Below are 20744 nucleotides of genomic sequence, written 5' to 3' on the forward strand. Positions count from 1 at the left end.
GCACACATGTGGTTCGCCTCGCCCGCCGACGCCAGCGAGCGGCTCAGCGCCGTCGACTATCTCTCCGACGACTCCATCGCGACCTCGGTCTTCCTGGCGGGAGCGCTCGGCAAACCACTCCTCGCAGAGGGACCGGCCGGCGTGGGCAAGACCCAGCTCGCCAAGGCCGTGGCGGCGGCGACCGGGGCCGAACTGGTCAGGTTGCAGTGCTACGAGGGGCTGGACGAGGCCAGGGCGCTGTACGAGTGGAACTACAAGAAGCAGCTGCTGCGCATCCAGGCCGGGCAGGACGAGAGCTGGGACGCCACCCACGACGACATCTTCACCGAGGAGTTCCTGCTGGAGCGGCCGCTGCTCGCGGCGATCCGGTCCCGGACGCCCACGGTCCTGCTGATCGACGAGACCGACAAGGCGGACGTCGAGGTGGAGGGGCTGCTGCTGGAGATCCTGTCGGACTACCAGGTCACCATCCCCGAGCTCGGCACGATCACCGCCGTACGCAAGCCCTACGTGGTGCTGACCTCCAACGCGACCCGCGAGCTCTCCGAGGCGCTGAAGCGGCGCTGTCTCTACCTGCACCTGGAGTACCCGACACCGGAGCGCGAGCGCGACATCGTGCTGGCCCAGGTGCCCACGATCACGGCCGCCCTGGCCGAGCAACTCGCCCGTACGGTGGCCACCATGCGCGCCCTGGAGCTGAAGAAGGCGCCCTCGATCGCCGAGACGATCGACTGGGCCAACACCCTGATCGCGCTGGGCAGGACCGAGCTGGACGAGGCGGCGATCGGGGCCACCCTCGGCGTCGTGCTCAAGCACGCCTCCGACCAGACCCGGGCACGCAAGGAACTGGCCCTGTGAGCCTGCTCGACCGGCACGTGGGGTTCGTGCACGCGCTACGCGAGGCGGGGCTGCCGGTGTCGCTGGCCGAGGGGCTGGACGCGGCCAGGGCACTGGAGGTGATCGACCTGACCGAGCGGGAGTCGCTGCGGGCCGCGTACGCCGCGACGCTGGTCAAGCGGCCCTCGCACCGGCCGGGCTTCGACACGCTGTTCGACCTGTGGTTCCCCGCCTCCACGACCGGCCTGCGGTCCTCGCACGAGGCCGAACCGGACCTGGAGACCGCCGAGCTCCCCGAGCTGCGCGACAGGCTGGCCGAGCTGTTGCTGGGCGCCGAGGGGATGAACGAGTTCGCGCGGGCGATGGTGGAGCGCTTCGGCCGCCAGGTGGCGAGCCCCGGCAGGCAGAACTGGTTCTCCTACTCGGTGATGCGGGCGCTCTCCCCCGAGACGCTCATGGCGCGCCTGCTCGCCGAGGTCCTCGCCGGCCAGGAGCGCGGCGGGCTGGCCGAGAAGGTCGCCCGGCAGCGGATCGGCGAGAACACCAGGCGCTTCGAGGACGCCGTCTCCCGCGACGTGCGCCGCCGGATCGCCGAGGACTCCGGAATCGAGCGGATCGCCCGGTCCTCGGTACGCCCGCCGCTGGAGCGGCTCGACTTTCTGCGGATCACCAAGGCCGACCTGGCCAGGCTCCGCAGGGAGGTCCACCCGCTCGCCCGGCGCCTCGCCGCCAGGCTGACCGTCAAGCACCGGCTCGGCCACCGCGGCCGCCTCGACTTCCGCAGGACCGTACGGGCCTCGCTGTCCAGCGGTGGGGTGCCGCTGACCACCTTCAACAAGCCGCGCCGCCCGCACAAACCCGAACTGGTTGTGCTCTGCGACACCAGCGACTCGGTCGCCGCCTTCGCCCACTTCACCCTGCTGCTGACCTACGCGCTGCGCGAGCAGTTCACCAAGGTCCGCGCGTTCGGGTTCGTGGACACCGTGGACGAGATCACCCGGTTCTTCGTACCCGGCGCCGACGTGGCGGAGGCGATGACCCGGCTGGTGCGGGAGGCCGACATGGTGCGGTTCGGCCGGACCAACTACGGCCACGCGCTGGAGACGTTCGCCGAGCGGTACGGCGACGCCATCGGGCCGAAGACGTCACTGCTGATCCTGGGCGACGCCCGGTCCAACTACCAGCCGCCCGCGCTGGAGACGCTGAAGCGGCTGACCAGGGACGCCCGGCACAGTTACTGGCTCAACCCGGAGCCGACCGCCCAGTGGGACACCGGCGACTCGGTGGCGACGGCGTACGGGGGGATCGTGCCCATGCACGAGTGCCGGAACGTCGCGCAGCTGACGGCCTTCATCGAGGAACTCGCCTGAGCGGACTCCGCCGGGCGACGGCGTTCGCTTCCAGGCGTTCGCTTCCAGGTGTTCGCTTCCATCGGTTCTCCGGGCGCGATGCCCGGAGCGCCGCGCTCCCGCCCATCGTGGGTGGGCCGGGCGCGGTCGGCCCGTACGGTCAGCTCATCCGGCGCAGCACCCGGGCCGCGGTCCTGGCGAGCACCTCCACCTGGGCGTCGTCGAAGTCCGCCCGCGGACCGTCCTTGATCCAGCGCGCGACCAGGCGGGGCTTGAGGAGGGTGAGCCCCTCCGCGGTGACCGACCGCCTGAGCTGCCCGCCGTGCACGGCGAGCAGCGGCTCGATGGTGACGGGGATGCCCGACTCGCGGGAGAGCACCTCGGCCAGTGACTCGGAGACCTCGACGAGCGCCTTCGCCGTTTTCGTGCCGTACTTCTCGCCGAGGAACAGCCGGTCGCCGTACCGGGCGATCTCGGTCTCCGGATGCCAGGCCTCGTTGTCGACCACCCAGACGCCGCCGGGACCGATGACCAGGTGGTCGATCGAGGCCTTGCCCGGGATGGCCCGGCCGTCGAGGACGTGGTAGCCGGCCCTGCGCAGCCTGCGGCGGAGCAGCCTGCCGGTGATGGTCTCGCCCCTGCGCCTGCCTCGCCAGACGGCGGTGGCGTCGTACTCGCGCCAGGTCCAGAACGCGTCCGCGGCACCGACGAGCAGGCCGCACAGCAGCCCGAGGATCGGCGCGGACAGGTTGAACCGGTAGGCCAGCGCGACGCCCACCGCCAGGCCGACGGCCGCCTTGACCCCGCGCATCTTCCTGCGATGGGTGACTTCCTTGAGCCAGAACTGCTCGTACATGACCTGGGGCGACAGGCCGTGAACCTGGTCGACTGGCGTCACGTAGATAGATCCGCCGGGCATGACGAACCCCCCATGGCTCGATGCGGTCGTGAAGGAAAACGGGGGGACCTGCCACACTGAAGATCCTTGGACTATGAAATACCCAATTGGGGGCTCCAGCTATCGTCCACTCGCGAAGGTGACGCAAGTAACACGTCTCCGTCGATCAGCCGCCTGCTTGACCAACCAGTCGGTACGCTTTCCCTCACCACAGCATGGGGGACACGTTATGACTCAGGACCAGGAGCCGGTACGGCAGCGCCTGCTCGGCGAGGCCACCCGCCTCTTCGCCGAGCGAGGCTTCGAGGGCACGTCGGTGCAGGGGATCGTCTCGGCGGCCGGTGTCACCAAGGGCGCCATGTACCACTACTTCGATTCCAAGGACGACCTGCTCCGCGAGATCTACGGCCGGGTGCTGCACCTGCAGATGGAGCGGCTGACCCACTTCGCCGAGAGCTCGAGGCCGGTGGCCGAGCGCCTGTACACCGCCGCCGCGGACGTCGTGGCGACCACCGTGGAGAACCTGGACGACTCCAAGATCTTCTTCCGGTCGATGCACCTGCTCACGCCCGACATCCGCAAGGTCGTCCGTGCCGAGCGGCGCCGCTACCACGAGCGCTTCCGCGACCTGGTCATCGAGGGCCAGCAGGAGGGCACCTTCAGGAAGGACGTGCCCGCCGACATCGTCGTCGACTTCTTCTTCGGCTCCGTGCACCACCTGGGCACCTGGTACAGCGCGGAGGGCCCGCTCTCGGGCCCGGAGCTGGGGGCGCACTTCGCCGACCTGCTCCTCACCTCGCTCCGCCCGGAGCAGCCCCCCTTTACCAAGTAAGCCTTCCAGTTCCCACCCGCTCGCGGACCGGGTGGGACAGGTCCGCGAGCGGGGAGAAGGTCAGACGGGGGCGGGCAGGTCCACGAGAGCCGCCACGGCCTCCCGGTGGGCGCCGGGGGTGCCGAGCGCGATCTCGGTCGCCTTAGCGCGCTTGAGATACAGGTGCACCGGGTGCTCCCAGGTCATCCCGATCCCGCCGTGCAGTTGGACGCTCTCCTCGGCGACGTGCAGCGCCACCTCGGAACACCATGACTTGGCCACCGCCGCCGCCAGCTCACGGCTCTGGACCGTCTCCGCGTCGCCGGAACCGGCCTGGTCCCCGGCCAGCAGGTCGGCGGCGTTCCTGGCCGCCGCGCGGGCACGCACCACGTCCAGCCAGAGATCGGCCATCCGGTGCTTGATCGCCTGGAAGGACCCCACCGGGCGGGCGAACTGGTGGCGCTCCTTGATGTAGGCGAGCGTCGTGCCCAGGCACCACTCGGCGACGCCCAGCTGCTCGGAGGCGAGCAGCCCCGCGCCGAAGTTCAGCACCCTTCGCACGTCGAGCCTGCCGAGGGCCAGCCCGGGGGTGTCCGAGAAGGCGACGGTGGCGATCGGCCGGGTCAGGTCCAGCGAGGGCAGCACGTCGATCCGGACGTTCTCCGCGTCCACCTGGTAGAGCGCCGTTCCGACGGGCACCAGCAGCACGTCCGCCACGTCCGCGCCGGCCACCGCCCTGATCTCCCCGTTCAGGAGCCCCTCGTCCGTGACGGTGACGGTCTCCGGCAACGGCCGGTACGGAGAGGCCGCCAGCGACACCGCCAGCGCCGCCGTCGTCTCGCCCGAGGCGAGTTCCTGGATCAGGTCCTCCTCACCGACGTTCAGCAGGGCCTTCGTGGCGAGCACCGAACTGGTGAAGAACGGCAGCGGCGCCACCGCCCGTCCCAGCTCCTCCAGCACCACCGCGACCTCGCGCGCCGACGCCCCCGCCCCGCCGTAGTCCTCCGGCACGAGCAGGCCCGCCACCCCGATCTCCCGCGACAGCGTCTTCCACAGATCCATGTCGTACGGCGCCTCGGACTCGACCCGTTTCAGCACGGCGTCGGCCGGGCAGCGGTCCGCGAGGAGGCCCCGTACGGAGGCGCGGAGCTCCTCCTCGACCTCGGTGTAAAGCAGTGTCACCGGTCGCTCACCACTTTCGCGTCGTACGTCATCGGGGCAGGTCCTTCCAGGGGACGTCCTTGTCGACGCGGGGTTCCGAGGGCAGGCCGAGCACGCGCTCGGCGACGATGTTGCGCAGGATCTCCGAGGTGCCGCCCTCGATGGAGTTTCCCTTGGCGCGCAGGTAGCGGTATCCGGAACCCCGGCCGACGAAGTCGACGCCTTCGGAGCGGCGGAAGGTCCAGTCGTCGTAGGCCAGGCCCTCCTCGCCGCGCAGCTCGACCTCCAGCCCGGACAGGGCCTGGTTGAGCGAGGCGAAGGCGAGCTTCATACCGGAACCCTCGGGGCCCGGCTGCCCGGCGGACAGCTGCTCGCGCAGCCGCGTCCCGGCCAGGCGGGTCACCTCCGCCTCCACCCACAGACGCAGCAGCCGCTGGTGCAGGTCGTGGGTGCGCAGCTCGGGCCGGGTGCGCCAGGCTTCGGCGACCAGGCCGACCATGCCGCCGCCCCGTTTGACCGGCGCGCCGCCGATGGCGACCCGCTCGTTCATGAGCGTGGTCTGCGCGACCCGCCAGCCGTCGCCGATCTCTCCCAGCCGCAGGTCGTCGCCGAGCCGTACCCCGGTGAGGAAGACCTCGTTGAACTCGGCCTCGCCGGTGATCTGCCGTAGCGGCCTGACCTCGACCCCGGGGGCGTGCATGTCGCACACGAAGTAGGTGAGCCCCCGGTGCTTGGGCAGGTCCACGTCGGTCCTGGCGACCAGGATCGCCCACCGGGAGTGGTGGGCGCCGGAGGTCCACACCTTCTGCCCGTCGACGACCCACTCGTCCCCGTCCCTGACCGCGCGGGTGCCGAGCGTGGCCAGGTCGGAGCCGGCGCCGGGCTCGCTGAAGAGCTGGCACCAGATCTCCTCGCCTGTCCACAGCGGGCGCAGGAACCGGCTGCGCTGCTCGTCGGTGCCGAACGCCAGGATCGTGGGCGCGGCCATCCCCAGCCCGATCGTCTGCAGCCCGGGGTTGATCTGCGGCGTCCCCGCGAGCTCGTGCTCCACGACGTGCTGCGACTCGCGGGCGGCCCCGAGCCCGCCGAGCCCCTCGGGGAAGTGCACCCAGGCCAGCCCGGCGTCGAACCTGGCCCGCAGGAACTCCAGCCGATCCCCCGCGGGGTCGTGCGCGGCCAGGAACGCGACAGCGCGCTCCCTGACCGCCTCTTCGTCCAGCGCCACGAACGCTCCCTTCGTCGATCTTCATCGATTCGGGTGCCCGGCGATCCCGGGCCCCCTGGCACCGCCCGCAGTCCCGGCACGCGGGAGGGAGAACGGCGAGGTCAGGTCATGTGCTTTTCAAAAGACCCTCAGCGCCCGGCGACCCGGGCCGCGAGCACCGGATGGGCGGACTCGTCCATGACGTCGGGCAGCCGCCCCCGCGACTGCCCGGTCCCGGTCTGGAACACGAAATCCATGGGATCTCCTCACGGTCTGCCGGAGAGTGTACCGACCAGACGGTACGCCTGTCGACACACCCGGCCATGCCGAAATTCACGGGATCCCCGCTCCGTGCCGGAACAGGACCCCCGAGTGGTCCCCAAAAAAGAGCTGCCGAGTGGACCTTCGGGCAGGTCCACCCGGAGTCCTAAAGTCCCTTCCATGACCGCGCAGATGCCCGCCCCCACCACCCTCGAAGACGACACCGTACGGCTGGAGCCGTTGGCCGACGGCCACATCCCCGACCTGTTCCTGGCCGGTGGTGGCGACGACGAGGTGTGGCGCTGGATGCCCGCCCCCACCCCGCGCACCGAGGCCGAGCTGGCCCGGATCGCGACGCGGCTGGTCGGGGCACCGAACTACGTGCCGTTCGCGGTGGTGCCGAGGAAGACCGGCCGGGCGGTCGGCTGGACCACCTACATCGACACGCCCGGGTACGCCGACAGCATCGAGATCGGCTGGACCTGGTACGGCAGAACCATGTGGCGCTCCGCGGTGAACACCGCGTGCAAGGTCCTGCTGATCGACCACGCCTTCGACACGCTGGGCGTGAACCGGGTGCAGCTCAAGACCGACAACCTGAACACCCGCTCACAGAACGCGATCAGGCGCATCGGCGGCGTTCACGAGGGCACCCTACGCCGCCAGCGCCGCCGCCCCGACGGCACCTGGCGCGACACCGTCTACTTCGGCATCCTGGACGACGAGTGGCCCGCCCACCGCGCCCGCCTCACCGGCCTGGCCCGCTGAACGGCTCCCGAACCGGCCCATCCGGCCTTCCGGGCCTCCCCGGCTTCCCGGATTTCCGCCGGCCCCCGAGCCTTTCGGGCTCCGGGCCCCTCCGGTCTCCGCGACGCTCCGGCCGAGCCCTACCGGCCCTCCCTGCCCTCCCTGCCGAGCATGCCGCGCAGCAGTTCCCCGATCCCCAGGCGGAGGTCGTCCAGGGTCGGTTCGGCTCCGGCGCCGACGATGGCGTCGAACATGACACCCTCGCCGAAGGCGACGACCTGGCGCCCGTGCCGTACCGGATCGGCCGACCCGGCGGCGGCGAGGATCGCGACCACGGGATCGCGGAAGTGCTCGCCGGCCCTGTCGTAGATGGTGCGCAGCTCGGGACGGCGGGTGGCCTCCAGGGCCAGTTCATAGCGGGCGATCGTCCGACGGCGGCCGACGGTCAGCTGCGCCCAGAGCAGCTGTGCCGTCATCTCGGTGAGCACGTCGACCGCGTCCGGCTCCGGCGCGTCGAGGAGCGGCGCGAACAGGGCGGACTCCAGCCGGGTGAGCCGGTCGAGGGTCAGCTCCAGCAGCGCGGACCGGGTGCGGGCCAGGTTGGAGGTGGACCCCGGTGGCAGCCCCGCCGCCTCGTCCACGGCCCGGTGGGTCAGGCCGCGCATCCCCCGCTCCACGAGCAGGTCGATGGCGGTGTCGGCGATGATCTCGGCACGCTGGGACTTCACCCTCGAATACTACATTTGTAGTTTAACTACGGGCGTAGTAACTTCCACTACATCCGTAGTAGAGGAGAGGGACATGGCACACGCGGCGGTCATCGGAGCGGGCATCGGCGGGCTGACGGCGGCGGTGGCGCTACAGCGGCGGGGCTGGCAGGTGACGGTCTTCGAGCGGGCCGCGTCCCTGGAGCCGGTCGGTTCCGGCCTGGCCGTGGCCGCCAACGCGCTCAAGGCGCTCGACACGATCGGGGCCGGCGACGAGATTCGCGGGCTGTCGGCGATCCAGGGTTCGGGCGGCATCCGGCGCTCCGACGGCAGGTGGATGGTGCGGACCAGCGCGGAGGCCGCCTCAGCGCGCAACGGCGGCGACTCCGTGGTGCTGCTGCGCCGCGCGGATCTGGCCGGCGCGCTCTCCTCACGCCTCGAAACCGGTACGGTCCGGCTGAACACCGAGGTCACCCGGGTCGACCCGGACAGCGGCCTGGTGACCTTCGCCGGCGGGCAGGCGGAGGCGAACCTGGTGGTCGCGGCCGACGGCATCCACTCCCCCGTCAGGTCCACGCTGTTTCCGGCTCACCCCGCCCCGAGCTACTCGGGCGTCACCGCCTGGCGGCTGCTCGTCCCCGCCCAGGGCGTTCCCGGCCGGGCCTACGAGAGCTGGGGACGCGGAAAGGTCTTCGGGGTCATGCCGCTGGCCGGGGAGATGGCCTACTGCTACGCCACCGACACCGTCCCGGCGGGCGGTGGCGGCGGGGACCAGTCGGCCGAGCTGCGCCGGCTGTTCGGAGACTGGCACTCCCCGATCCCGGAGCTGCTCGCCGCCGCCACACCGGAGCGGGTGCTGCGGAACGACGTCCACCACCTCGCCACCCCGCTGCCCGCCATGCACCGGGGCAGGGTCGCGCTGCTGGGCGACGCCGCGCACGCCATGACCCCCAACCTGGGCCAGGGTGCCTGCCAGGCGATCGAGGACGCGGTGGTGCTGGCCCACGTGGTCGGCGACGGCACGGGCACCGTGTCCTTTGGCGGGAACGACGTGCTGGCCGGCTACACCGCCGCCCGGCTGGAGCGCACCTCCGGGATCGTGGCCAGGTCCGCCGCGATCTGCCGCGTCACCCGGGTGCGCAACCCGCTGGCCGTGCGACTGCGCGACACGATGACGGCGCTCAGCTGGCGGCTCGCCCCCTCGCGCATGAACGACGCGATGGACGAGGTGCTCGGCTGGACGCCGCCCTCAACCTGACCCGCCACGAAGGGCGCCTACGGCGAGACCGTCGCCTTCTCGCGTTCCGAGGCCGGAACCCCGTGGTCCGGGGAGAGCTTCCCCAGGGTGACCGTCCCCCAGACGAGCAGCGCGCCCGCGAAGAGCGCGGGGACCACGTTCAGCCAGCCGGTGGGCACCGCCTCGTCGAGCAGGAACACACCGGCGAGGATCGAGGTGATCGGGTCGACCACCTGCACCGCCGCGTAGGAGATGCCGAAGTAACCCACCTCGTAGGTCTTCTGCAGCAACACGACCGCGCAGACGAGCAGCACCGGGATGGCGACCGTGAACCAGTTGAGCAGCGTGCCGAAGTCGCCGCCGAAGTTGCCGCCCACCACCCGGACGAAGGTGGAGACGCTGGCGGTCATCGCTCCGGCGGCGACCGACAGCATGAGTGCCTTGGCCGAGCCGCCCATCTTCCGCCCCAGCAGATGGGTCGCCACGATGACCAGCCCGACGCAGCCGAGGAAGCCCAGCGCCTCCTGGTTCGTCATGTGCGGTTTCACCGGGTGCACGGGAACCAGCAGCAACAGGCCGAGCAGCCCGACGGCCACCGCGATCGAACCACTGATCTCCGCCCGGTGCGGGCGTCTGCCGTGCAGTATCGCCGCCAGCGGCACCGCGAACACCAGTGTCGCCACGCTGATCGGCTGCACCGCTATCAGCGGCGCGAAGCTGAGGGCGACGGCGTGCAGGGACGCCCCGGTGAACCCGATGACACCACCGATCCACCAGCGGGGCCGCCTCATCAGCTTCAGCGAGGCGCCCTCGGAGACCGCCTCGAACTGCTGGAGCGCGGCCCCCAGGGCGTAGCCCAGCGCACCGACCAGCGCGATCGATATCCCGACCCAGGTCATCGCCACCCCGCAGAGCGAACAGGACATCTGGGAAGAAGCGCTTCTTGGGTCACCCCGCAAGCTTAGAGCGCGAGACGAACGGGTAGAGACCTGCACCGCTTCTTGTCCCACCCGGCGGCGGGCCGCCCAGTGCGATGCCGGTGCGATGCCGGTTCACGCTCGCCGGGTTCGGCAGCGGAGGGCTTCGAAAGACGACCTACTGGTCGCCCATCGGGCAGACACAGAACAGGTGGCCCTCGGGATCGGCGAGCACCACCCACTTTCCCTCGCCCGGCTGGTAGTCGGGCCTGGTGGCCCCGATCGCCAGGTAGTCCCGGACCGCCGTCTCCACGTCGGCGACGCGGACGTCCAGGTGGAACTGCTTGTCGGGGCCGGGCCAGGCGGCGGGCTTGCGGTCGAGGTTCTGCTGGAAGTAGAAGGTCATCGTGCCGTCGCCGATACCGGCGTAGGTGTCTTCCGCGTACTGCACCTGGTAGCCGAAGACCGCCGCGTAGAACTCGGCCAGTCGCCTGGGCTCGGCGCAGTCTATGTTCACGGCGAGGAATTTCGCTGTCATGGTCATGGCACGATCGTCCCCCCCATACCTGTCATCTGCTGTCAGGTACGGGCGGAATACACGTTGGCCATCGCGAGGAACGCCTCGCTATGGTGGGTCCGTGTTTCTGATCACTGCCCCGCCGACCGCCCGCTAGCGGGCGGCCTCTCTCCTGACGACCGGACCCGAGCGGTCCGGTGGGTGCTTGCCGTCCGCATACGGGCGACCTGACGACAATCACCTCATCTGGAGAGACCTCCATGACGCATGTCTCCGTGCGGCGGGGCCTGCTGTACGTGTCCATCGCGGCAACCGCCTGGGGCACCGGCGGTGCCGCGGGCGCGCTGCTCTACCAGGCGGGCGGGCTCGGCCCCGTCGCCGTCTCCTTCTGGCGGTTCGCCGCCGGAGCCGCCATGCTCCTGCTGGCCGGCCGTCTCCTCGGCCTCGGGGAGACCCGGCCCGCCGGAGACGACCCGGCCCTCGGCGGAACCCCACTCACCATCCGAAGGCCCCGGCTCGGGGCCGCCCTCGGGCGGATCCTGGTCACGGGCGTGGCGATGGCCGTCTACCAGACCGCCTACTTCGCGGCGATCGCCGGATCGGGACTGGCCGTGGCGACGGTGGTCACCATAGGCGCCACTCCCGTCCTCGTCGCCGCGGGTGGGCGGCTGCTCCTGGGTGAGCGGCTGGGCGCGGCCGGGCTGGGCGCGGTCACGATCGCCCTGACCGGTCTGGCGATGCTGACCCTCGACGACGGCTCCGCGACCTTCTCCGCGGCCGGCATCGGGTGGGCGCTGCTGTCGGCGGCCGGGTACGCGGGCGTGACCCTGCTCAACCGGGCCTCCTCCGGCGAGCCGTACCGCACCGCCATGGGCGGCTTCGTCGTCGGCGGGCTCTGCCTGCTGCCCGTCGCGCTGGCCCAGGGCCTGCTGCCCTCCGGCGACCCGCTCGCCTCCTGGGCGATCATCGCCTTTCTCGGCACGGTTCCGACGGCACTGGCCTACGGCCTCTTCTTCACCGGTCTCGCCGCGGTGCGTGCCACGACGGCCTCGGTGATCTCCCTGGTGGAGCCGGTCGGCGCGGCGCTCCTCGGCATCCTGCTGCTCGGCGAACGGCTCACCCTGCCGGCGGCGTGCGGCGGCGTCCTGCTGCTCGGCGCGGTCGCCCTGCTCGCCGCGGGCGAGAGGGGAGGCGGGAGCGGCACGACCTGAGCCGTACGAAATCCCCGCGAGCCGCACGACCGTCCCCAGCGGGAGGGCGTGCGGCTCGCGGGCCGTCAGTCGAACAGGTCGGGTTCGGCGGCGACGATCTGGTCGTGCAGCGGCTGGAAGTTGATCCAGCCGACCGTGTCGTTGCCGATCTGGCCGTGGGTGAGCTTGGCGTTCTCGTGGCTGATCTGGACGGTGGGCCCCGCGGCCTTGGCCAGCAGCTGCGCCTGGCACGAGCGCTCCATCGTGATGAACCACCAGGCGGCGGCGTCCACGCTGTCGCCGACCGTGAGCAGGCCGTGGTTGCGCAGGATGACGGCCTTGTGGGAGCCGAGGGCCTGCGCGATGCGGCGGCCCTCCTCGGTCTCCACCACGACACCGGTGTAGTCGTCGAACAGCGCGTGGTCCTCGTAGAACGCGCAGGCGTCCTGGGTGAGCGGTTCCAGCAGCGTGCCGAGCGAGGACAGCGCCTTGCCGTGCACCGAGTGGCTGTGCGCGGCGGCGACCGCGTCCGGCCTGGCCTGGTGGACCATCGAGTGGATCGCGAACGCGGCCTGGTTGACGTGGTAGCGGCCCTCGACCACCTGGCCCTCGTGGTTGACCAGGATCAGATCGCTGACCTTGATGTGTTTGAACGACAGGCCGAACGGGTTCACCCAGAAGTGGTCGGTGTGCTCGGGGTCGCGGGCCGTGATGTGCCCGGCCACCCCCTCCTCGAAGCCGAACCTGCCGAACAGCCGCAGCGCGGCGACCAGCCGCTCCTGGCGGTGGCGGCGCTCCTCGGCGACGGTCTCGAACTTCTGCGGCAGCCGGAAGGCGAGCTGGTCTGTGGGAACGGGCTGCAGGTCGGACAGGCTCATCGTGCCTCCAGGGCGGTCGTCGTTTCCGCGGCGGTCGTCGTATGTTCGGCGGTCTCACAACCTTCGTGCCGATCATCGGGGACGTCCACGCCTCCCCGGCAGAGAATAAGTCCGATTTATTACGCCATGACATAACAAACCGCCGATAAATCTGTATCTTGCTGCACTGGTCGGGCCGGTGACCTGGCGCCTCGGCGTCCCACCGGCCCGATGTCCGCGACGCGCCGCCTGCCGCCGCCCGGCACCGACCGGGCCTCGCGGACCCGCTCCGATCCATGAACAATCGATCTTTGCACCACAATGTGCGAAGAGACGGAACGCGAGCCCGCAAACGGGCGTTGGAGGAGACGTGGCCTCGATAACTCAGCTCTTCAGGCGCTTCCTCGAACGCCCCGGCACCATCGACCTGTCGAAGTTCGAGCGGGTCGTGGCGGATGCCGGGACCCGCGAGGAGCGGATCCGCGCGCTCGACGAACTGCCCACGCCCTCGGTCGACGACCTGGCGGAGTTCTGCGCGATCCTCAGGGAGGCCGCGCGCCGCACGCTCGACCTGCGTCCTTACGACGTGCAGCTGGTCGGCATGCTGGCGATGCTGTCGGGAAACGTCGCGGAGATGGCGACCGGCGAGGGCAAGACCCTGTCCGGTGCGATGGCCGCCGCCGGATACGCCCTGCAGGGCAAGCGGGTCCACGTCATCTCGGTCAACGACTACCTGGCCCGGCGTGACGCCGAGTGGATGGGCCCGCTGTACGAGGCGCTCGGCGTCTCCTGCGGCTGGATCGGGCAGAGCTCCACGCCCGAGGAGCGCAGGGCGGCGTACGCGGCGGACGTGACGTACGGCTCGGTCAGCGAGATCGGCTTCGACGTGCTGCGCGACCGGCTGAGCACCCGGGTGGAGGACCTGATCGTGCCCGCGCCGGCCGTGGCGGTGGTCGACGAGGCCGACTCCGTGCTGGTCGACGAGGCCAGGGTGCCGCTGGTGCTGGCCGGGGCCGCCGACCCCGGTGACGCGGTGCCGGAGATGGCGGCGCTGGTCAGGCAGCTGGTCAAGGGCTACCACTACGAGCTCGACGATCAGGCGCGCAACGTCCACCTGACGACCAAGGGCATCGACACCGTCGAGCAGGCGCTCGGCCTCGACCTCTACGACACCCCCGCCACGCTGACCGAGGTCAACCTCGCCCTGCACGCGCACGCCCTGCTGACCAAGGACGTCGACTACATCGTCCGGGACGGCAAGGTGCACCTGATCAACCCGTCGCGGGGCCGGGTGGCGCTGCTGCAGCGCTGGCCGGACGGGCTGCAGGCGGCGGTGGAGGCCAAGGAGGCGCTGTCGCCCTCGGAGACCGGCGAGATCCTCGACTCGATCACCGTCCAGGCGCTGATCACCCGCTACCCGGAGAAGTGCGGCATGACCGGCACCGCGGTCGCGGTCGGCGACCAGCTGCGGGAGTTCTACGACCTCAAGGTGGCCGTGGTCTCCTCCAACCGGCCGTGTGTGCGGACCGACGAGCCCGACCGGCTCTTCGAGTACCGGATGGAGAAGGACCTCGCGCTGGTCGAGGAGATCGCCGAGGTGCACGCCACCGGCCGGCCGATCCTGATCGGCACCATGGACGTGGCCGAGTCCGAGCGCCTGGCGCTGACCCTGAGCGGCCGAGGGCTGGAGTGCGTGGTCCTCAACGCCAAGAACGACGCCGAGGAGGCGGCCATCATCTCCCGGGCCGGGGAGCACGGCGCGCTCACCGTCTCCACCCAGATGGCCGGGCGCGGCACCGACATCCGTCTCGGCGAGGGCGTCGACGAGCTCGGCGGCCTGTACGTCATCGGTTCGGGCCGGCACACCAGCAGCCGCCTGGACGACCAGCTCCGCGGGCGCGCGGGCCGTCAGGGCGACCCCGGCGGCTCGATCTTCTACGTCAGCGGCGAGGACGAGCTGATCGCCCACTACGTCGCCGACGAGTACGCCAAGGGCGTGCCCGAACACTCCCTGGTGGGCCACGCCCAGCGGGTCGCCGAGGGCGTCAACATGGAGATCCACCGCAACACCTGGCGCTACACCCGGCTGCTGGAGCGCCAGCGCGGCCAGTTGCTGGAGCGCCGCGGCCGGGTCCTGCACGAGCGGGTGGCCGGCGAGGCCATGGCCTCGGCCGCTCCCGAGCGATGGTCGGAGCTCGCGGAGAGCGTCGACGAGGAGGTGCTCCACGAGGCCGCCCGCCAGATCGTGCTGTTCCACCTCGACCGCGGCTGGGCCGACCACCTGGCCTATCTGGGGGAGCTGCGAGAGGGCATCCACCTGCGGGTTCTCGGGCGGCTCAACCCGATCGACGAGTTCCACAAGGACGCGGTCCCGGCCTACCAGCGCCTGCTGGCCGAGATCGAGTCGCGCTCGGTCGAGACCTTCGAGACCGCCACGGTGACCGCGGACGGCCTCGACCTCGACGGCGCGGGCCTCAAGCGCCCCACCGCCACCTGGACCTACCTCGTCCAGGACAACCCCTTCGGCACCGAGTGGGACCGCATCCTCAACCGCCTGACCACCAAGGTCCGCCACCGCTGACCGCCTACCGTAGGCCGTCACGCCAGAGAGGACAGTACTTCAGGCGCTGAGCTGATCCACACGCGACTTTGACAGTTCGAGCAGGGCCGCGCTGTCGCGAACAGAGACGCCCGCGGCCCGGAGAGCCGCCACTGCCTCTCTGGCGGTCTCACCGAGCTGCGCGGCCACCTGATCGCGCCGCGCTCGAAGCTCCTTGTAGGCGTCGAGCACCGTGGGCGGAACACCAGCCACCTCATACAGATACGTCACAATGATCTCGACCTCCGAGGGAGCGCCGAGGATGAAGTGCTTGGCTGCTTCCACTTCCTCGTACAGCTCCGCGAGGGTATCGCCGGAAACGCCTCCCTTGATGGGTGCATCCACCGGAAGCGCGATCCAGTAGTCGGTCTTACGCACGGCCTTCATCGTGAGCCGCAGGGGTGTCCCGGTCATTCCATCCATCCCTTTCCGAACACGTCTTCCAAGTCATGAGCGAGAGCCGCGAGCAGGTCGGGGTCCATATGACGCATGGGGACCCGGGAACGGGCGACCACCACCTGATCGGAGTTGTAGAGCAGCAGGGATCGTGTCGTCCTGCCCGCGTCGACCCAGTCGGGACGCAGGGCATGTCGGCGCGCGAGTTCGTAAATCCGATCGCGGATCTCGGAGTATGTCTGAAGCACGCACGGAAGCTAGCGTACTGGACGGAAGCCGTCCAGCGAACTGGACAATAGCCCGGCGGTTTACTGTAGTACGTGGGCATAAATTCCAGCGCCCCGACCACGCAGCCCAGGCACGGCAAGATGTGAGCCACCCCGGCGTCATGGCAAGCGTTACGTGCTCGGTAATGGTTTTACTGATCATCACCGGTTATCGTGGGCCGCATGACCACCACCAGCGCGTCCCGGCCGGTAGGTGAGCTTCTGCGCCAGTGGCGGGAGCGCCGGCGAATGAGCCAGATGGACCTGGCGATCCAGGCGGACATCTCCACCCGGCATCTGAGCTTCGTGGAGACCGGAAGGTCCAAACCGAGCAGGCAGATGATCCTGCACCTCGCCGAGGAGCTGGACCTCCCCCTCCGCGAGCGCAACCACCTGCTGCTCTCCGGCGGGTTCGCACCGCTCTACTCGGAGACGCCGCTCGACTCCCCGCACATGGCTTCCGTACGCGAGGCCCTTGGACAGGTGCTCAGCGGCCACGAACCGTACCCGGCGGTGGTCGTCGACCAGCGCTGGAACCTCGTCGACCGCAACCCCGCCACCGGGCTGCTGCTCCGCGGGGTCGCTCCCGAGCTGCTGGTCCCCCCGGTCAACGTGCTCCGGCTGAGCCTGCACCCCAAGGGCATAGCACAGCGGATCATCAACCTGGGCGAGTGGCGGGCCCACCTGCTGCACCGGCTCCGCCGCCAGATGAGTCTCACCGCCGACCCCGAACTGGCCGCGCTCTGGCGGGAACTCGACGACTACCCCTGCGACCAGCCGGAACCCGAGATAGACCGGCCAGGACCCGGTCACATCGTGATCCCCCTCAGGCTCCGCCGAGGCTACCGGGAGCTGGCCTTCTTCAGCACCATGGCCACCTTCGGCACCCCGCTGGACATCACCGTCGCCGAGCTGGCCATCGAGGCGTACTTCCCCGCCAACCCCGAGACCGCCGCCTACCTGCAACACCAGCACCACCCCGACTGACCCGGCGGGAGCGCGGGCGGCCCGGCCGGGGCACCCCCGGCCGGGCCGTACGTGGCCGGCGACATCGTCACGCCCACGACCGCGAACACCGCGGCGCGCAGGAGACGGAAGGCGCGCATGGGGCAATGGTGACAGAGACCAGCGCCTGCGCCGTCCCCCCGGGGAACCCCGGCTATCGGGCGACCTTGGGCGCGTGGTCGGCCACCTCGACCTTCAGCAGCGCCGTCGAGGTCAGCACGCCGCCCACCGGCGCCCCGGCCCTGGCCGCGTCCACCACCACGACCCGCTCGCCCAGGTACAGGTAGGTGGCGGGGTCGAAGATGTACTCGTGCCGCACCCCGCCCTCCCGGTTGGCCATGGCCGCCGCGACCCCCGTGCGTCCCGCCGCGTCCTTGACCCCGTCGACGGTCTCGACCCCGGGGATCGTGCCGGTCGCCTCGAAGAGCGCGGCCCGCTGGGCGGCCGGCAGGTACGCCTGCGTGATCATCGAACCGACCCGCCCCCAGGCCTCGTAGTGATCGAGGGGCCCCCCGGACAGACCGGTGTAGAGGTGCTCGCGCATCCCCGCGAGGTCGGTGGGCAACCGGCTCAGGTGGGCGTAGTCGGTGCGCAGGTGGTCGGGACGGATGTCGATGCCCTCAAGTTTCGACGGCTCGCCCCCGCCCCCGGCCCGTCGCCTGGCCTCGGCGGGCAGCGGCTCTCCCGGGTAGGGCTCCGGTTCCAGGTGCTTGACCGATACAACCCCCTCATCCAGGGAGGAACCCTCGACCGGCAGCCAGAGCTTGATCATGCTGCGGTCGAGGTAGCGCCCCTCCTCCAGCTTGACCGGAAACATGGCCTGCGACTCGTAGACGAGGAACTGGCCGGGCCTCGGGTGCAGCTCGTCCTGCCGGCTCGCGGTGTCGGCGGCGCGCCGGAGGACCTCCACCACCGCCACGGGCGCCACCTGGACCGCCGATTCCGACGAGGGGAGCGAACGGGCGCCGACAACCGCGACCCCGGTGACCGCCATGGCCGCGGCTCCCAACGCGATGCTCGTACGGAGGTTCGCCCGAAGGCTCACCTGACGGCCCGGCAGGCGGCCCGTCCGGCGACCAGGACGGGCGGGCGGCGCCGTGCCGAGAGCGGCGATCTCCGACAGCAGCCGCCGCTCCTCGGCACGCAGCTCCGGCGCTCCCGGCCGGGGCACTTCCGAGCGCAGCCGGTTCAACCGGGTCATCTCATTCATGGACGGATTCCTCACTGACAGACGTGGGATCGACCCCGCCGAGTTGCCTGCGTACCTTGCTCCGGGCGCGGTTGACGCGCGAGCGGACCGTGCCCACCGGGATGCCCAGCGACCGGGCGGCCTCCGGGTAGGTCAGGCCACCCCACGTCACCAGCAGCAACACGTCCCGGTGGCCCGAGGGCAGCCCCGCCAGGGCGGCCGCCAGGCTCCGCCGTACCGCGTCGGCGCTCAGCCGCTCGTCGCTGCGCTCGGTGAACGGGACGGTCACTGGATCGACACCGGTCCGTTCGAGAACGCGCAGCTGCCGCACCTCGACGCGCCGGTGCCGCCTGATCAGGTTGGTCGCGATGCCGTACAACCACGGGCGCGCGCTGGGCTGGGACGGGTCGTAGCCCTCCCGCCCGCGGAACGCCACCAGAAAGGTGTCCGCCACCACGTCCTCCGCCGCGTCGACCCCCAGCCGCCGGGTGACGTAGCGCTTGATCTCCGGCGCGTGCCGCTGGAAGACCTCGGCGAACGCCTCGGGCTCCCGCCGGGACCGCTCGATGAGGGAGGCGTCGTCGATCCCCGCCCCCGCGGTGGGGACCTCCACCTCATCGTGGGAAAGAACCTCGTCGGGGAAAAGGACCGCGCCGGCCTCCGTCCCGGTCCGGCTCGTCTCGCTCATATCCGGCCTCTCGGCTCTTGGTCAGGACACCCGTTGTTGCCTTCCCGAGCGCTCGCGGTTCCCGAAGGCGACGAGGACATCCCCCGGATGTCGCACCGCCCCCTGTTTCGGAGGCTTCTCACGCGGCCGCGTGACAGCCGTTCTCCACGTTTCGGAGACTCCTCGAAATCGCAGCCCGGCCCGCCTCATATTGGCCATTTTCCGTTATGTCTCCGCGTACAGTCTTCGCCGAGGAGGCGCTGGCCATCGCGGTCTACTGCGCCCTGGCGCACCCCGCGCCCGGCGATGTCGGGCGGGCGCTGCTGCTCGCGGTCAACCACTCCGGCGACAGCGACTCCACCGGGGCCGTCTGCGGAAACCTGCTGGGAGCCCTGCACGGCGAGGCCGCGCTTCCCACCGGCTGGCTCGCCCACCTGGAGGGCCGCGACGCCATCACCGAACTGGCGGACGACTTCGCGGCCTGGTCCGCCAGGGAGCAGGAGATCACCGACACCTGGCTCGGGAGGTATCCCGGCGCCTGACCTCAGGGGCCGCCTGGCGTGCCCTGGACGTCAGGGGAAGCGGTCAGCCGGGATTCCAGGTCTTTGCGGAGGGTGTCGGTGATGGCCAGACCCGTCTGACGGGTGAAGGGGCCATCGTGGGGGATCCCGAGCTGGGTGGCCAGATCCCGGCCGTACAGGTCGACGGTGGCCTCGACGAGGTCGGCGAGGACCGCGGTGGCCTGGCGGGCCCTGACCCAGGCGATGAGGGCGACGGCGACGGTGACCGGGATCGCGGGCCACCACCACCATCCGAGCGGAAGGTAGAGGATCGCCCAGCCCGCGAGGCGGGCGGCGGCGGTGTGGTTGTCACGGGCGACGGTGAGCTCCGCCCGAGTCTGTTCGGGCATGACGAGCCACAGGCGTGGCCAGGCGGAGTCCAGATCGAGGTCATAGGCCGCGTGGACACGCTGGTCGGCCGCGTACAGGCGATCGCCGATCCAGGTGGGCCGCTGCGGGCGCGTCAGGCCGATGGCGTTCCGCGCGCCGATCGCGTCGCCGACCTCCTGGGCCGGCGCGCCGAGTCCCTGGGACATGGGACCCGTCCGGGCTCGGACGGCGGCGGTGATCTCCCGCCGGACACGCGCGTCGGCCTGGTCCCAGCGATTCCTGCGGCGCTCGGTGAGCCGCCGGGCCAGCGGGTTGCGTCCGGGAGTGGTCCAGACCCGCTCGATCGCCTGCCCGAGTGCGGCGGCGGTCAGGGCCGCGGCGGCCGCCGCGGCCAGGATCCCGGCCGCGGCCAGCAGGACGGCACCGGGACTGGCGGAGGCCGGCTGCGCGGCGATCCGGTTGGCGGTGTCGCGGAGTGCCGCCACGTCCAGGGCACGGCCGTGCCGCAGGGTGGTGGCCACCACGACGCAGGTCAGATAGACCAGACCGGGAAGGACGAGGAGGGTCAGCCATCTCTCGGCGAGCTTCTTGCCCAACTCGGCCAGGAAGACGGTCATGTCGGTACCCGCACCAGCGCCATCGCGGTGCCGACGGCCGCGCACGCGGGCGGTGCGGAGTCCCGCGTCACGGGTTCGACACGGCTGCACCGCCTCACCAGGGGACAGGCCCACGCCTGTACGACGGGATGGCCGCCGCCGGTGCCGGGCGCCGGGCGGTAGACGCGCTCGGACGTGGTCACGGCTCCCAGCCCGAACCTGGCCATCGCCTCGTCCAGCGCGTCCAGATCTCTTTCCAACGCCGCACCGTACTCGCCACGGCCGAGGGCGTCCACGACGGCCGCCAGCGTCTCGCCCGCACCTGCCTGCTCGACGTACGCGGACAGGCCGTCGTCCGCACCCAGCAGGGTGCACAGGTGTCCGATTCGCTCCGCCAGCCCGTCCATGATCCTCACTCCCGGTATGCGCCATGGCGAGTGTAA

At 70.9% G+C, this 20744-nt stretch carries 22 protein-coding genes; 9 read left to right on the forward strand and 13 right to left on the reverse strand.

The window, feature by feature from the left end; genetic code table 11:
* Positions 1–6: 6 nt before the first annotated feature.
* Positions 7–858 carry an AAA family ATPase gene (locus ACQP0P_RS37800; protein WP_399528775.1) on the forward strand — a complete coding sequence of 284 codons (852 nt, stop codon included), beginning with the start codon at positions 7–9 and terminating at the stop codon, positions 856–858.
* Positions 855–2207 (forward strand): vWA domain-containing protein, encoded by a 1353-nt coding sequence (locus tag ACQP0P_RS37805; RefSeq protein WP_433364879.1) that lies wholly within the window; start codon positions 855–857, stop codon positions 2205–2207. The genes ACQP0P_RS37800 and ACQP0P_RS37805 overlap by 4 nt, the downstream gene beginning before the upstream one ends.
* 139 nt (positions 2208–2346) lie before the next feature.
* On the opposite strand, the gene ACQP0P_RS37810 is transcribed toward ACQP0P_RS37805, so the two are convergent.
* Positions 2347–3105 (reverse strand): nuclease-related domain-containing protein, encoded by a 759-nt coding sequence (locus ACQP0P_RS37810; protein WP_433364882.1) that lies wholly within the window; start codon positions 3103–3105, stop codon positions 2347–2349.
* 208 nt (positions 3106–3313) lie between these two features.
* On the opposite strand from ACQP0P_RS37810, the gene ACQP0P_RS37815 reads away from it, so the two are divergent.
* Positions 3314–3916: a TetR/AcrR family transcriptional regulator gene (locus ACQP0P_RS37815; RefSeq protein ID WP_433364885.1), complete on the forward strand. Its 603-nt coding sequence runs from the start codon at positions 3314–3316 to the stop codon at positions 3914–3916.
* A gap of 60 nt (positions 3917–3976) precedes the next feature.
* Here ACQP0P_RS37815 and ACQP0P_RS37820 read toward each other — a convergent pair whose 3' ends face one another.
* The gene (locus ACQP0P_RS37820; RefSeq protein ID WP_433364888.1) at positions 3977–5077 is read right to left on the reverse strand and encodes an acyl-CoA dehydrogenase family protein; all 1101 of its coding nucleotides are present in this window, start codon (positions 5075–5077) and stop codon (positions 3977–3979) included.
* 28 nt (positions 5078–5105) lie between these two features.
* Positions 5106–6281 carry an acyl-CoA dehydrogenase family protein gene (locus tag ACQP0P_RS37825; RefSeq protein WP_433364891.1) on the reverse strand — a complete coding sequence of 392 codons (1176 nt, stop codon included), beginning with the start codon at positions 6279–6281 and terminating at the stop codon, positions 5106–5108.
* A 420-nt stretch (positions 6282–6701) separates the two neighbouring features.
* On the opposite strand from ACQP0P_RS37825, the gene ACQP0P_RS37830 reads away from it, so the two are divergent.
* Entirely contained in the window at positions 6702–7289 is a 588-nt protein-coding gene (locus tag ACQP0P_RS37830; protein WP_433364894.1) for a GNAT family N-acetyltransferase, read from the forward strand.
* A 119-nt stretch (positions 7290–7408) separates the two neighbouring features.
* On the opposite strand, the gene ACQP0P_RS37835 is transcribed toward ACQP0P_RS37830, so the two are convergent.
* Positions 7409–7996: a TetR/AcrR family transcriptional regulator gene (locus ACQP0P_RS37835; protein ID WP_433364897.1), complete on the reverse strand. Its 588-nt coding sequence runs from the start codon at positions 7994–7996 to the stop codon at positions 7409–7411.
* Between the two features lie 73 nt (positions 7997–8069).
* Between ACQP0P_RS37835 and ACQP0P_RS37840 the strand changes: the two genes are divergently transcribed.
* The gene (locus ACQP0P_RS37840; RefSeq protein ID WP_433364900.1) at positions 8070–9233 is read left to right on the forward strand and encodes an FAD-dependent oxidoreductase; all 1164 of its coding nucleotides are present in this window, start codon (positions 8070–8072) and stop codon (positions 9231–9233) included.
* A gap of 17 nt (positions 9234–9250) precedes the next feature.
* Here the strand turns inward: ACQP0P_RS37840 and ACQP0P_RS37845 are convergent, their stop codons facing one another.
* Positions 9251–10138 carry a DMT family transporter gene (locus ACQP0P_RS37845; protein WP_433364903.1) on the reverse strand — a complete coding sequence of 296 codons (888 nt, stop codon included), beginning with the start codon at positions 10136–10138 and terminating at the stop codon, positions 9251–9253.
* A gap of 169 nt (positions 10139–10307) precedes the next feature.
* Positions 10308–10673, reverse strand: coding sequence for a VOC family protein (locus ACQP0P_RS37850; RefSeq protein WP_433364906.1), 366 nt, complete (start codon positions 10671–10673; stop codon positions 10308–10310).
* 233 nt (positions 10674–10906) lie between these two features.
* On the opposite strand from ACQP0P_RS37850, the gene ACQP0P_RS37855 reads away from it, so the two are divergent.
* The gene (locus tag ACQP0P_RS37855; protein WP_433364909.1) at positions 10907–11857 is read left to right on the forward strand and encodes an EamA family transporter; all 951 of its coding nucleotides are present in this window, start codon (positions 10907–10909) and stop codon (positions 11855–11857) included.
* A 65-nt stretch (positions 11858–11922) separates the two neighbouring features.
* Here the strand turns inward: ACQP0P_RS37855 and ACQP0P_RS37860 are convergent, their stop codons facing one another.
* Positions 11923–12714, reverse strand: coding sequence for a class II aldolase/adducin family protein (locus ACQP0P_RS37860; protein WP_433364912.1), 792 nt, complete (start codon positions 12712–12714; stop codon positions 11923–11925).
* A gap of 349 nt (positions 12715–13063) precedes the next feature.
* Between ACQP0P_RS37860 and secA2 the strand changes: the two genes are divergently transcribed.
* The gene (gene secA2, locus ACQP0P_RS37865; RefSeq protein ID WP_433364915.1) at positions 13064–15274 is read left to right on the forward strand and encodes an accessory Sec system translocase SecA2; all 2211 of its coding nucleotides are present in this window, start codon (positions 13064–13066) and stop codon (positions 15272–15274) included.
* A gap of 39 nt (positions 15275–15313) precedes the next feature.
* Here secA2 and ACQP0P_RS37870 read toward each other — a convergent pair whose 3' ends face one another.
* The gene (locus tag ACQP0P_RS37870; protein ID WP_433364918.1) at positions 15314–15670 is read right to left on the reverse strand and encodes a hypothetical protein; all 357 of its coding nucleotides are present in this window, start codon (positions 15668–15670) and stop codon (positions 15314–15316) included.
* 32 nt (positions 15671–15702) lie between these two features.
* Positions 15703–15936: a hypothetical protein gene (locus tag ACQP0P_RS37875; protein ID WP_433364920.1), complete on the reverse strand. Its 234-nt coding sequence runs from the start codon at positions 15934–15936 to the stop codon at positions 15703–15705.
* Positions 15937–16137: 201 nt separating this feature from the next.
* Here ACQP0P_RS37875 and ACQP0P_RS37880 point away from each other — a divergent pair, with 201 nt between their 5' ends.
* A complete protein-coding gene (locus ACQP0P_RS37880) occupies positions 16138–16941 on the forward strand; it encodes a helix-turn-helix domain-containing protein (RefSeq protein ID WP_433364923.1) in 804 nt (267 codons plus the stop codon).
* Between the two features lie 172 nt (positions 16942–17113).
* On the opposite strand, the gene ACQP0P_RS37885 is transcribed toward ACQP0P_RS37880, so the two are convergent.
* On the reverse strand, positions 17114–18169 hold the full coding sequence (locus ACQP0P_RS37885; protein ID WP_433364926.1) for a CU044_5270 family protein: 1056 nt from the start codon (positions 18167–18169) through the stop codon (positions 17114–17116).
* Positions 18162–18836, reverse strand: a complete 675-nt coding sequence (locus ACQP0P_RS37890; RefSeq protein ID WP_433364929.1) for an RNA polymerase sigma factor — start codon at positions 18834–18836, stop codon at positions 18162–18164. Before ACQP0P_RS37890 ends, ACQP0P_RS37885 begins: the two co-directional genes overlap by 8 nt.
* Before the next feature lie 206 nt (positions 18837–19042).
* Between ACQP0P_RS37890 and ACQP0P_RS37895 the strand changes: the two genes are divergently transcribed.
* Positions 19043–19357, forward strand: a complete 315-nt coding sequence (locus ACQP0P_RS37895) for an ADP-ribosylglycohydrolase family protein (protein ID WP_433364932.1) — start codon at positions 19043–19045, stop codon at positions 19355–19357.
* Between the two features lie 2 nt (positions 19358–19359).
* Here the strand turns inward: ACQP0P_RS37895 and ACQP0P_RS37900 are convergent, their stop codons facing one another.
* The gene (locus ACQP0P_RS37900; protein ID WP_433364935.1) at positions 19360–20322 is read right to left on the reverse strand and encodes a hypothetical protein; all 963 of its coding nucleotides are present in this window, start codon (positions 20320–20322) and stop codon (positions 19360–19362) included.
* Positions 20319–20708: a hypothetical protein gene (locus ACQP0P_RS37905; RefSeq protein WP_433364938.1), complete on the reverse strand. Its 390-nt coding sequence runs from the start codon at positions 20706–20708 to the stop codon at positions 20319–20321. The genes ACQP0P_RS37900 and ACQP0P_RS37905 overlap by 4 nt, the downstream gene beginning before the upstream one ends.
* Between the last annotated feature and the right edge of the window lie 36 nt (positions 20709–20744).

The sequence above is a fragment of the Streptosporangium sp. CA-115845 genome (genome assembly GCF_050943795.1).
GTDB lineage: Bacteria > Actinomycetota > Actinomycetes > Streptosporangiales > Streptosporangiaceae > Streptosporangium.

What these genes read in the sequence shown, in the direction of transcription:
- ACQP0P_RS37800 (WP_399528775.1), top strand. Translation starts at nt 7, where the DNA reads ATGTGGTTCGCCTCGCCCGCCGACGCCAGCGAGCGGCTCAGCGCCGTC.
- ACQP0P_RS37810 (WP_433364882.1), bottom strand. Translation starts at nt 3,105, where the DNA reads ATGCCCGGCGGATCTATCTACGTGACGCCAGTCGACCAGGTTCACGGC.
- ACQP0P_RS37815 (WP_433364885.1), top strand. Translation starts at nt 3,314, where the DNA reads ATGACTCAGGACCAGGAGCCGGTACGGCAGCGCCTGCTCGGCGAGGCC.
- ACQP0P_RS37830 (WP_433364894.1), top strand. Translation starts at nt 6,702, where the DNA reads ATGACCGCGCAGATGCCCGCCCCCACCACCCTCGAAGACGACACCGTA.
- ACQP0P_RS37840 (WP_433364900.1), top strand. Translation starts at nt 8,070, where the DNA reads ATGGCACACGCGGCGGTCATCGGAGCGGGCATCGGCGGGCTGACGGCG.
- ACQP0P_RS37845 (WP_433364903.1), bottom strand. Translation starts at nt 10,138, where the DNA reads ATGTCCTGTTCGCTCTGCGGGGTGGCGATGACCTGGGTCGGGATATCG.
- ACQP0P_RS37850 (WP_433364906.1), bottom strand. Translation starts at nt 10,673, where the DNA reads ATGACCATGACAGCGAAATTCCTCGCCGTGAACATAGACTGCGCCGAG.
- ACQP0P_RS37855 (WP_433364909.1), top strand. Translation starts at nt 10,907, where the DNA reads ATGACGCATGTCTCCGTGCGGCGGGGCCTGCTGTACGTGTCCATCGCG.
- ACQP0P_RS37860 (WP_433364912.1), bottom strand. Translation starts at nt 12,714, where the DNA reads ATGAGCCTGTCCGACCTGCAGCCCGTTCCCACAGACCAGCTCGCCTTC.
- ACQP0P_RS37880 (WP_433364923.1), top strand. Translation starts at nt 16,138, where the DNA reads ATGACCACCACCAGCGCGTCCCGGCCGGTAGGTGAGCTTCTGCGCCAG.
- ACQP0P_RS37885 (WP_433364926.1), bottom strand. Translation starts at nt 18,169, where the DNA reads ATGAATGAGATGACCCGGTTGAACCGGCTGCGCTCGGAAGTGCCCCGG.
- ACQP0P_RS37890 (WP_433364929.1), bottom strand. Translation starts at nt 18,836, where the DNA reads ATGAGCGAGACGAGCCGGACCGGGACGGAGGCCGGCGCGGTCCTTTTC.
- ACQP0P_RS37895 (WP_433364932.1), top strand. Translation starts at nt 19,043, where the DNA reads ATGTCTCCGCGTACAGTCTTCGCCGAGGAGGCGCTGGCCATCGCGGTC.
- ACQP0P_RS37900 (WP_433364935.1), bottom strand. Translation starts at nt 20,322, where the DNA reads ATGACCGTCTTCCTGGCCGAGTTGGGCAAGAAGCTCGCCGAGAGATGG.
- ACQP0P_RS37905 (WP_433364938.1), bottom strand. Translation starts at nt 20,708, where the DNA reads ATGGACGGGCTGGCGGAGCGAATCGGACACCTGTGCACCCTGCTGGGT.